At 68.8% G+C, this 10643-nt stretch carries 9 protein-coding genes and 4 tRNA genes; 12 read left to right on the forward strand and 1 reads right to left on the reverse strand.

The features are described 5' to 3' along the window. Nucleotides 1-13: 13 nt before the first annotated feature. Nucleotides 14-1309 carry a glutamyl-tRNA reductase gene (hemA, locus tag ASE10_RS15270; protein WP_055900827.1) on the reverse strand — a complete coding sequence of 432 codons (1296 nt, stop codon included), beginning with the start codon at nucleotides 1307-1309 and terminating at the stop codon, nucleotides 14-16. 148 nt (nucleotides 1310-1457) lie between these two features. Between hemA and ASE10_RS15275 the strand changes: the two genes are divergently transcribed. The 12 genes from ASE10_RS15275 to tuf all read left to right on the forward strand — a co-directional run bounded on the left by ASE10_RS15275 (nucleotide 1458) and on the right by tuf (nucleotide 10641). Continuing rightward, nucleotides 1458-3185, forward strand: a complete 1728-nt coding sequence (locus ASE10_RS15275; protein WP_157481003.1) for a tetratricopeptide repeat protein — start codon at nucleotides 1458-1460, stop codon at nucleotides 3183-3185. Next, nucleotides 3182-4141: a lipoprotein insertase outer membrane protein LolB gene (lolB, locus tag ASE10_RS19730; protein WP_082559555.1), complete on the forward strand. Its 960-nt coding sequence runs from the start codon at nucleotides 3182-3184 to the stop codon at nucleotides 4139-4141. The genes ASE10_RS15275 and lolB overlap by 4 nt, the downstream gene beginning before the upstream one ends. A gap of 29 nt (nucleotides 4142-4170) precedes the next feature. Beyond that, nucleotides 4171-5082: a 4-(cytidine 5'-diphospho)-2-C-methyl-D-erythritol kinase gene (gene ispE / locus ASE10_RS15285; protein WP_055900922.1), complete on the forward strand. Its 912-nt coding sequence runs from the start codon at nucleotides 4171-4173 to the stop codon at nucleotides 5080-5082. Continuing rightward, nucleotides 5045-5121 (forward strand) — tRNA-Gln (locus tag ASE10_RS15290). Before ispE ends, ASE10_RS15290 begins: the two co-directional genes overlap by 38 nt. Nucleotides 5122-5215: 94 nt before the next feature. Beyond that, the gene (locus ASE10_RS15295) at nucleotides 5216-6175 is read left to right on the forward strand and encodes a ribose-phosphate diphosphokinase (RefSeq protein ID WP_055900830.1); all 960 of its coding nucleotides are present in this window, start codon (nucleotides 5216-5218) and stop codon (nucleotides 6173-6175) included. Nucleotides 6176-6286: 111 nt separating this feature from the next. Continuing rightward, complete coding sequence (locus ASE10_RS15300; protein ID WP_055900833.1) at nucleotides 6287-6946, forward strand: 50S ribosomal protein L25/general stress protein Ctc; 660 nt, start codon at nucleotides 6287-6289, stop codon at nucleotides 6944-6946. Nucleotides 6947-7005: 59 nt separating this feature from the next. Then, the gene (gene pth, locus ASE10_RS15305; RefSeq protein ID WP_055900836.1) at nucleotides 7006-7587 is read left to right on the forward strand and encodes an aminoacyl-tRNA hydrolase; all 582 of its coding nucleotides are present in this window, start codon (nucleotides 7006-7008) and stop codon (nucleotides 7585-7587) included. Nucleotides 7588-7708: 121 nt separating this feature from the next. Beyond that, nucleotides 7709-8800, forward strand: coding sequence for a redox-regulated ATPase YchF (gene ychF, locus ASE10_RS15310; protein ID WP_055900841.1), 1092 nt, complete (start codon nucleotides 7709-7711; stop codon nucleotides 8798-8800). Between the two features lie 105 nt (nucleotides 8801-8905). Next, nucleotides 8906-8991, forward strand: a tRNA-Tyr gene (locus ASE10_RS15315). Nucleotides 8992-9020: 29 nt separating this feature from the next. Continuing rightward, nucleotides 9021-9094: transfer RNA gene (locus tag ASE10_RS15320), tRNA-Gly, on the forward strand. Nucleotides 9095-9142: 48 nt separating this feature from the next. Then, nucleotides 9143-9218 (forward strand) — tRNA-Thr (locus ASE10_RS15325). Nucleotides 9219-9450: 232 nt separating this feature from the next. Beyond that, entirely contained in the window at nucleotides 9451-10641 is a 1191-nt protein-coding gene (tuf, locus tag ASE10_RS15330) for an elongation factor Tu (protein WP_056306796.1), read from the forward strand. Nucleotides 10642-10643 lie beyond the last annotated feature (2 nt).

Genomic DNA, 10643 nt, shown 5'->3' on the forward strand with positions numbered 1-10643 from the left:
CGTGTGGGCGTCGCTAGGCTTCGCGGCCGGAATCCGACTCCGACGCGGCGTCGCTTGCCTCTCCCGGCGGCTCCGGAAACAGCTTGTCCGCCGCCCGCGCGAGTTCGGCGTTGCCGCTGAGCGCGGCCTCGCGCAGGGCGATGGTCGGTGCGTGCAGCAGGCGGTTGGTCAGGGTGTGGGCGAGGAAGTTCAGCACTTCGGCCGGATCCTGCCCGGCGTCGAGCTGCTGCTTGGCCTTGGCCAGCACTTCGGCGCGCGCGGCTTCGCCGTGCGCGCGCAGGCGCTTGAGCGGCGCGGTGCGGGTGCTCGCGGCCATGGTTTCGACGAAGCGCGCGACCTGCAGATCGACGATCGCCTCGGCTTCGGTCGCGGCCTCGCGGCGGCTGCGGCGGTTGTCCTCGATCGCCCGTTCGAGGTCGTCGACGGTGTAGAGGAAGGTGTCCTTGAGATCGGCCACGTCCGCGGCGATGTCGCGCGGCACCGCCAGGTCCAGCAGCAGCATCGGCCGATGCTTGCGGGTGGCGAGCGCGGCGGCGACCTGGGGCCGATGCAGGATCGGTTCGCGGCTGGCGGTGGCCGACAGCACGATGTCGGCCTCGCCCAGGTGGCGGTCGAGTTCCGACAGCGGCAGGGCCACGCCGCCGTGGCGGCTGGCCAGGTCCTGGGCGTGGCTGAGGGTGCGGTTGGCGATCAGCAGGCGCTTGGCCTTGGCCTGCACCAGGTGGCGCGCGGCCAGTTCGATGGTCTCGCCCGCGCCGATCAGCAGCACGGTCGAGTCCTCCAGGCGGGCGAAGGATTCCTGCGCCAGCCGCACCGCGGCCGACGCCACCGACACCGGATTGGCGCCGATGCGGGTGTCGGTGCGGGCGCGCTTGGCGGTCGAGAACGCCTGCTGGAACAGGCGGTCGAGCTGACTGCCCAGGCTGCCTGCATTGCGCGCGGTGGCCCAGGCGTCCTTGACCTGACCCAGGATCTGCGGCTCGCCCAACACCAGCGAGTCCAGCCCGGTCGCGACCCGGAACAGGTGGCGCACGGCGTCGGCGTCGCGGTGGCGATACAGATAGGCGTGCAGGTCGCCCATGTCCTGCGGGTGCGTGGCCAGCCAGTCGGCCAGGGCGCGGCCGTCGTCGTCGGCGACCGCATACAGCTCGGTGCGGTTACAGGTCGACAGCAGCGCGACCTCGCTGACCTGCGGCAACGCGCGCAGCGTCGCCAGCGCGGCCGGCACGGTCTCGGACGAGAACGCGACCCGCTCGCGCAGGCTGACCGGCGCGGTCTGGTGGTTGATGCCTAGGACGAACAAGCTCATCGGACAGTGATGCGTCCTGGGGCATGCGCCGACGGCGGTCGACGGGGCGGGGTAGGGGACATCCGTTCAGGTGCTTGCGATAAGCTGCGGGCTGCTGAAGGCCGCCATTCTACCGGCCCGTTTGGTTTCGACGAATTCGATGGATTCGATGGGTTCGATTCATGTTGTCTCAAGCCGCCGCGCCACCCCGCGCGCCCTGACCGTCCTGGCCGGCGCCGTCCTGGCCGTGCTGCTGGCGCCGGCCGCCGCCGCGCCCTCGGCCAAACCGGCGCAGGCGCTGCCCGCCGACGCCTCGGCCGCGACCAGCGCCGCGCTGGAGCCTTTGCTGACCGGCGAATTCGCGCTCCAGGCCGGCAAGCTCAAGGAAGCCGCGACCGCCTACGCCGCCGCCGCCCGCGCCGCCAAGGACAAGGACCTGGCCGCGCGCGCCACCGATATCGCGATCGTGGCCAAGGAGGACAAGCTGGCCGCCGAATCGCTGGCGCTGTGGCGCGAGCTCGGCGGCGACGGCGCGCCGCTGCTGGCCTCGCAGGCGATCCTGGCCCTGCGCGGCGGCGACGAACGCGCCGCCCTGCGCGACCTCGACCGCCTGATGCTGGCCGACGAAACCGGCTGGCGGCGGGTGCTGGGCGTGCTTTCGACCGGCTCCAAAGACCCGCAACAGGCCGCGCGCCTGCTGGAAAAGCTGATCGACGGCAGCCAGATGCCCAAGGACCTGATGGCCTGGGTCGCCTTCGGCCTGTACGCCCAGCGCCTGGACCAGCCCAAGCTGACCGAGCGCATCGTCGGTGAGGTGGTCGAGCGTTTCCCCGGCAATCCGCGCGTCAGCCTGCTGCGCGCCAGCCAGCTGCGCGAGGAAGGCAAGAAGGACGAAACCCGCAAGGTGCTGGAGTCGATCACCGACCAGGCCGACGCCGACCCGCAGCTGCGCGGCCTGATCGCCCAGGAATACGACGCCCTCGGCGACCTGCCGACGGCCGCGGCGGTGATGGGCCGCGGCGAGCAGGACGACCAGACTTACGCCCTGCGCGCCTCGCTGCTGGCGCGCGCCGAAGACAAGAAGACCCTGACCGCGCTCTACGACGAGCTGCGCCGCAACGCCGCCAAGCCCGAGCCGGGCCGGCGCCTGCTGCTGGGCCAGATCGCCGAATTCCTGGAGCGCAACGACGAGGCCCTGGACTGGTACCGCGGCGTGCCCGGCGGCCCGCAGCGCTGGGTCGCCAAGCTGCGCGCGGCCAACGTGCTGCACGAACTCAAGCGCGCCGACGAGGCCTACGCCGCGCTGAGCGCGATGCAGGCCGACGCCTCGGCCGACGACGACACCCGCCGCGACGCCTACCTGCTGGAAGCCGCGCTGCGCGCCGAGGACAAGAACGACGCCGGCGAGCTCGACGCCTTCGCGCGCGGCCTGGCCGCGTTCCCGGACGAGCCGGAAATCCTCTACGCCCGCGCCCTGAGCTATGAGCGCAGCGACGACATCCCGCGCGCCGAGGCCGATTTCCGCCGCATCCTGGTCGCCGAGCCCGACAGCGTGGCCGCGCTCAACGCGCTCGGCTACACCCTGGCCGATCGCACCACCCGCTACCAGGAGGCGCTGGAGCTGATCCAGCGCGCCCGCACCGCCGAGCCCGACAACGCCGCGATCATCGACAGCTACGGCTGGGTGCTCTACCGCCTGGGCCGCCATCAGGAAGCCTTGGCGGAGCTGCGCCGCGCCCTGACCCTGCAGAAGGACCCGGAGATCGCCTCGCACCTGGCCGAGGTGCTGTGGGCGGTCGGCAAGAAGGACGAGGCGCGCAAGTATTTCGATCAGGCGCGCAAGCTCGACCCCGACAACCGCGCCCTCAAGCGCGCCCTGGAAAAGACCGGCGCATGAGCGCGCGGGCGCTGACCGCCGCGGCCCTGGCCGCGCTGCTGAGCGCCTGCGCCGGGCAGGCCGTGCGCGGCCCGGCCCCGCCGGCGCTGTCGCCGGCCGCCGTCGAGGCCGCCCAGGTCGCCCGCGAATCCGCGCTGCGCGAGCAGTCCGAATGGTCTTTGAGCGGCCGCATCGCGCTCAGCAACGGCCGCAACGGCGGCTCCGGCCGGATCGAGTGGCGCCAGAACGGCGCCCGTTACGAAGTCGCGCTCAGCGCCCCGGTCACCCGCCAGAGCTGGCGCCTCAGCGGCGATGCCGCCGGCGCGCGCCTGGAAGGTCTGGAAGGCGGCACCCGCAGCGGCCCCGACGCCGCCGCGCTGCTGCGCGAGGCCACCGGCTGGGAGATCCCGATCGCGGCCCTGAGCGACTGGGTGCGCGGCCTGCGCGCCCAAGGGCAGGCGCCGGCGGAGGTGCGCTACGGCGCCGACGGCCGCCCGGCCCGGATCGAGCAGGGCGGCTGGAGCATCGACTACCGCTGGCCGGCGGCCGAGGGTTCCGACCGTCCCTCGCTGCCGTCGCGGCTGGATGCGGTGCGCGGCGAGGCCAAGGTGAAGTTGATCGTGGATGAGTGGCAGGGGTCGGCCAGCGTCGCCGGTGCGCCGCTGCAAGGCGCGCAAACCGTTCAGCTGCGCAATGAGCTTGCGGCGCTGAACCTCGCCGATCCCGCCGCCGATCTAGCGGTGAATCTGGCGGCGGGCGATCTGAGCGCGATCGGTATCTGCGGCTATGCCTGCGATGCCCCCGGCCTGAGCGCGGACAACGAGCGCCGGGTTCGCGTGCGCAATCTTTCCGGTACCGGCGACATGATCGAGAACGCCGAGCATGAGCGGCTTATGCGGCAGGCCGCAGCCTATGCGCGAACCTACAACGCAGCCCTCGATGCCTGGCTGCGGGCGAATCCTCCGTCCGCGGACTGACCGCGCCGTCCTCCGATTCGTCGCCCGCCATGCCCGCCCCCGACAGCGACCACCCCTGGTCCCTCTGGCCCGCCCCGGCCAAGCTGAACCTGTTCCTGCGCATCACCGGCCGCCGCGCCGACGGCTACCACCTGCTGCAGACCGTGTTTCGTCTCCTGGACTGGGGAGACTCGATCCGGCTGCGGGTGCGCGACGACGGCCGCATCGTCCGCCATGGCGCCTCGGTGGCTGGCGTCAGCGAGGACCAGGACCTGACTGTCCGCGCGGCTAAGTTGCTCAAAGAAGCAGTCAACGTCGGCAAAGGCGTAGACATCGTCATCGAAAAACGCATTCCGGCCGGCGGCGGCTTCGGCGGCGGCTCGTCCGATGCCGCGACCGTGCTGGTCGCCCTGGACGCGCTCTGGGGCACCGGTCTGGGCGTGGAGCGGCTGGCCGAGCTGGGCCTGAAGCTGGGCGCCGACGTGCCGGTGTTCGTGCGCGGCGACAACGCCTGGGCCGAAGGCGTGGGCGAGGCCCTGTCGCCGATCGATCTGGCGCCGGCCTGGTACGTGCTCGCCGACCCCGGCGTGCACGCGCCCACCGCCGCTTTATTCCAATCTGCTGAATTGACGCGGGATGCCGCGCCCGCGACAATGTCGGACTTCGTTTCGGGTATGCCGCTCGGGAATGCGTTCGAGCCGGTTCTGCGCCTGCGCGAGCCGGCCGTCGAGGCCGCGTTCGCCGCCTTGGCGCGGATCGGTTCACCGCGCCTGACCGGTTCCGGTAGCGGCTGTTTCGTCGAGTTCGCCACGCGCGAATCCGCCGAATCCGCGCTGCTGGAATTGCCGTCCGGCCTTCGGGCCTGGGTGGCGGCCGGCGTCGCGCGGTCTGCGTTGCGCGACGTACTCGAAACACACCTTATGCAGGGGCGTCGCCAAGAGGCCCAAGGCACCAGGTTTTGATCCTGGCATTCGTAGGTTCGAATCCTACCGCCCCTGCCAGCAACACCCCAATGTAAAGGCCCGATCCGGCCCAGACCTCCGGATCGGACATGGACGTCGCCCGCCACGGTCAGAGCGAAGCGGAGAAGACAAAGTGCAGAACGATCGCAGCCTGCTGGTATTCAGCGGCAACGCCAACCGCCCGCTCGCGCTGGCGGTGTGCAAGGAACTCGGCATCCGTCTCGGCAAGGCGCTGGTCGGGCGGTTCTCCGACGGCGAAGTGCAGGTCGAGATCGAAGAAAACGTGCGCCGGCAGGAAGTGTTCGTCATTCAGCCGACGAACGCGCCGACGGCCGAGAACTTCATGGAACTGCTGGTCCTGATCGACGCGCTCAAGCGCGCATCGGTGACCAGCGTGACCGCGGTGGTGCCGTACTTCGGCTACGCCCGCCAGGACCGCCGCATGCGCTCCTCGCGCGTGCCGATCACGGCCAAGGTCGCGGCCAAGATGTTCGGCGCGGTCGGCGCCGACCGGGTGCTCACGGTCGATCTGCATGCGGATCAGATCCAGGGCTTCTTCGACATCCCGGTCGACAACGTCTACGCCTCGCCGCTGCTGCTCGCCGACATCTGGCGCGCGCACGGCACCGACAACATGGTGGTGGTGTCTCCGGACGTGGGCGGCGTGGTCCGCGCCCGCGCGATCGCCAAGCGCCTCGACGACGCCGACCTGGCGATCATCGACAAGCGCCGGCCGCGCGCCAACGTGTCGACGGTGATGAACATCATCGGCGACGTGTCGGGCAAGACCTGCGTGCTGGTCGACGACATCGTCGACACCGCCGGCACCCTGTGCGCCGCCGCGGCCGCGCTCAAGGCGCAGGGCGCGACCAAGGTGGTCGCGTACTGCACCCACCCGGTGCTGTCGGGCGCGGCGATCGACAACGTGACCCGTTCGCAGCTGGACGAGCTGGTGGTGACCGACACCATCCCGCTCACCGAAGCGGCCCGGGCCTGCGGCCGCATCCGTCAGCTCAGCGTCGCCGAGCTGCTGGCCGAAACCATCCGCCGCATCGCCTTCGGCGAGTCGGTGAGTTCGCTGTACGTGGATTGACGAATTCGCGCTCGCGGCCCCGGCCGCGGACGCAACACCGCTCACCTGGTCGCGGGTGAGCGTCTATACCGCCGCGAGGCGGTCCAACGCCGTAAACGTGAGTAAACAACAATGTCCGAACACATCATCAAGGCCACTGGCCGCAGCGTCGAGGGTAAGGGTGCGAGCCGCCGCCTGCGTCGTGCCGCCAGCATCCCGGCCATCATCTACGGTGGCAAGGCCGCGCCGCAGCCCGTCCAGCTCGATCACGAGAAGGTCTGGCTGGCCAGCCAGAACGAGTGGTTCTACTCCTCGATCCTGACCCTGGACGTCGACGGCAAGTCCGAGAGCGTGCTGCTGCGTGACATGCAGCGCCATCCGTACAAGCAGATCATCATGCACCTGGACTTCCAGCGCGTGGACGAGAACCAGGCGATCCGCGTCGCCGTGCCGCTGCACTTCCTCAACGAGGACAAGTCGCCGGCCGGCAAGGCTGCCGACGTCGTGGTCACCCACGAACTCAACGAAGTCGAAATCAGCTGCTTGCCGAAGGACCTGCCGGAGTTCCTCGAGGTCGACCTGTCGGCCCTGGCCGTGGGCGACATCGTCCACCTGTCGGAGCTGAAGCTGCCCAAGGGCGTCGAGATCCCCGAGCTGAAGCTGGGCAAGGAACACGACGTCGCCGTCGTGATCGCCAAGCACGGCAAGGAAGAGGTCGAAGAGGCCACCGACGCACCGGCCGCCGACGTGCCGGCTGCCAAGGTCGCCAAGAAGGACGAAGACAAGAAGTGATCGCCTGCCGGCGCGCCCTGACCGGCGCGCCGGTTCGCGTTCGCGGACTGTCGTGATCCATGGCGGAACTGCGCCTGATCGTCGGCCTGGGCAACCCCGGCGCCGAACATACCCGGACCCGGCACAACGCCGGGTTCTGGTTTGTGGACGCCTTGAACGAGAAGTTCGGCGGCCGCTTCGGCCTGGAGTCCAAGCTGTTCGGCGAGACCTCGAAGGTCGAGATCGGCGGACGCCCGGTCTGGCTGCTGAAGCCGGCCACGTTCATGAATCTCTCCGGCAAGTCGGTCACCGCGGCCCTGCGCTACTGGAAGATCGAGCCGGAAGAGGCGCTGCTTGCGCACGACGAGCTCGACCTGCCCCCGGGCACGGCGCGGCTCAAGTTCGACGGCGGCCATGGCGGCCAGAACGGCCTGCGCGACACCATCAAGCTGCTCGGGCACGGCAAGTTCCACCGCCTGCGCCTGGGCATCGGCCATCCCGGCCACAAGGACAAGGTCACCCCGTGGGTGCTCGGCCGTCCCGGCAAGGACGACGAGGCCTCGATCCTGCGTTCCATCGACGACGCCATCGACGTGCTGCCGCTGGCGGTGCAGGGCAACTTCATGGACGCGATGACGCGGTTGCACACGCCCAGGGCCTGAACGCCCGGCGGGACGCGGCCGGCGAGCCACCGCGACGGTTTTCCAGCATCGAGAGTCAATGGCAAAGCGCGGCCGCGGCCGATCTTTCCCTTTCACTTTCTCCACCCGGACGGCGCCATTCATGGGCATCAAATGCGGCATCGTCGGCCTGCCTAATGTCGGCAAGTCGACCCTTTTCAACGCCCTGACCAAGGCCGGCATCGCCGCCGCCAACTTCCCGTTCTGCACCATCGAGCCGAACGTGGGCGTGGTCCCGGTGCCGGATCCGCGCCTGAACGCGCTGGCCGAGATCGTCAAGCCGCAGAAGTGCATCCCGACCGCGGTCGAGTTCGTCGACATCGCCGGCCTGGTCGCCGGCGCCGCCAGCGGCGAGGGCCTGGGCAACAAGTTCCTGGCCCATATCCGCGAGGTCGACGCGATCACCCATGTGGTGCGCTGCTTCGAAAACAGCGACGTGATCCACGTCAACAACAAGGTCGACCCGATCGCCGACATCGAGACCATCGACACCGAGCTGGCCCTGGCCGACCTGGAATCGGTCGAGCGCGCCCTGCAGCGCGCCGAGCGCAGCGCCAAGACCGGCGACAAGGACGCCAAGGCCCGTGCCGAGGTCCTGGGCCGGGTCCGCGCCGGCCTGGACGCCGGCAAGCCGGCGCGCGCGCTGGGCCTGTCCGAGGACGACGTCGCCCAGGTCCGCGACCTGTTCCTGCTGACCCTCAAGCCGGTCATGTACGTGGCCAACGTGCTCGAGGACGGTTTCGAGGGCAATCCGCACCTGGACGCCGTGCGCGCCCGCGCGGTCGGCGAGGGCGCCCAGGTGGTGCCGGTCTCGGCTGCCATCGAGGAGGAACTCAGCCAGCTCGAGGACGCCGACCGCGACGCCTTCCTGGCCGACCTGGGTCTGGACGAGCCGGGCCTGAACCGGGTCATCCGCGCCGCCTACGCCCTGCTGGGCCTGCAGACCTACTTCACCGCCGGGGTCAAGGAAGTCCGCGCCTGGACCGTCAAGGCCGGCTCGACCGCGCCGCAGGCCGCCGCGGTGATCCACACCGACTTCGAGAAGGGCTTCATCCGCGCCGAGACCATCGGCTACGACGACTACATCAAGTACAAGGGCGAATCCGGTGCCCGCGACGCCGGCCGGCTGCGCCTGGAAGGCAAGGAATACCGGGTCCAGGAAGGCGATGTGCTGCACTTCCGCTTCAATGTTTGATCGCTGAAACGCCCCGAGTTGCGCACTCGGTAAAAAAATCTGCGAAACTTACGTCCGGACGCGTTGACTTCCTCCGTTTCGGGCGCCAGAATTGCGGGCTCTTTTGGAGGGATACCCAAGCGGCCAACGGGGGCAGACTGTAAATCTGCTGGCTTACGCCTTCGGTGGTTCGAATCCACCTCCCTCCACCAAAAGTTCCAACGCTGTAGTGGTTCCCGGCGCGGGAGTAGTTCAATGGTAGAACCTCAGCCTTCCAAGCTGATGGTGCGGGTTCGATCCCCGTCTCCCGCTCCATTGATTTAGCTCCAGGCGACACCACTACAACGGTTAGCAAAGTTTCACGCTCACGTAGCTCAGTCGGTAGAGCACCTCCTTGGTAAGGAGGAGGTCGAAGGTTCGATTCCTTTCGTGAGCACCATCCAAGCAGTACGTCAAACGCAACAAGCCACCTAAAGAAACCAAGCGAGAAGCGAGTCATGGCCAAGGGTAAATTCGAGCGCACCAAGCCGCACGTGAACGTGGGCACCATCGGCCACGTGGACCACGGCAAGACGACGCTGACCGCAGCGCTGACCAAGGTGGGTGAGCACCATCCAAGCAGTACGTCAAACGCAACAAGCCACCTAAAGAAACCAAGCGAGAAGCGAGTCATGGCTAAGGGTAAATTCGAGCGCACCAAGCCGCACGTGAACGTGGGCACCATCGGCCACGTGGACCACGGCAAGACGACGCTGACCGCAGCGCTGACCAAGGTGGGCGCGGAGCGTTTCGGCGGCGAGTTCAAGGCGTACGACGCGATCGACGCGGCGCCGGAAGAGAAGGCTCGCGGCATCACGATTTCGACCGCGCACGTGGAATACGAATCGGCGAACCGCCACTACGCCCACGTGGACTGCCCGGGCCACGCCGACTACGTGAAGAACATGATCACGGGTGCGGCGCAGATGGACGGCGCGATTCTGGTGTGCTCGGCCGCTGACGGCCCGATGCCGCAGACCCGCGAGCACATCCTGCTGTCGCGTCAGGTCGGCGTGCCGTACATCGTCGTGTTCCTGAACAAGGCCGACATGGTGGACGACGCCGAGCTGCTCGAGCTGGTCGAGATGGAAGTGCGCGAGCTGCTGACCAAGTACGAGTTCCCGGGCGACGACACCCCGATCATTCACGGTTCGGCGCGTCTGGCGCTGGAAGGCGACCAGTCGGAGATCGGCGTGCCGTCGATCCTGCGTCTGGTCGAGGCGCTGGATACGTTCATTCCGCAGCCGGAGCGTGCGATCGACAAGCCGTTCCTGATGCCGGTGGAAGACGTGTTCTCGATCTCGGGCCGCGGCACCGTGGTGACCGGCCGTATCGAGCGCGGCATCATCAAGGTGGGCGACGAAATCGAAATCGTCGGTATCCGTCCGACCCAGAAGACCACGGTCACGGGCGTCGAGATGTTCCGCAAGCTGCTGGACCAGGGTCAGGCGGGCGACAACGCCGGTCTGCTGCTGCGCGGCACCAAGCGTGACGACGTCGAGCGCGGCCAGGTGCTGGCCAAGCCGGGTTCGATCACCCCGCACACCGAGTTCGAAGCCGAAGTCTACGTGCTGTCGAAGGACGAGGGCGGCCGTCACACCCCGTTCTTCAAGGGTTACCGTCCGCAGTTCTACTTCCGCACGACCGACATCACCGGTGCGGTGACGCTGCCGGACGGCGTGGAAATGGTCATGCCGGGCGACAACATCAAGATGGTGGTGAGCCTGATCAACCCGGTGGCGATGGACGAAGGCCTGCGTTTCGCGATTCGCGAAGGCGGCCGTACCGTCGGCGCCGGCGTGGTGGCCAAGATCATCAAGTAAGA

The sequence above is a fragment of the Lysobacter sp. Root76 genome (assembly GCF_001428685.1).
Classification (GTDB): Bacteria; Pseudomonadota; Gammaproteobacteria; order Xanthomonadales; family Xanthomonadaceae; genus Lysobacter.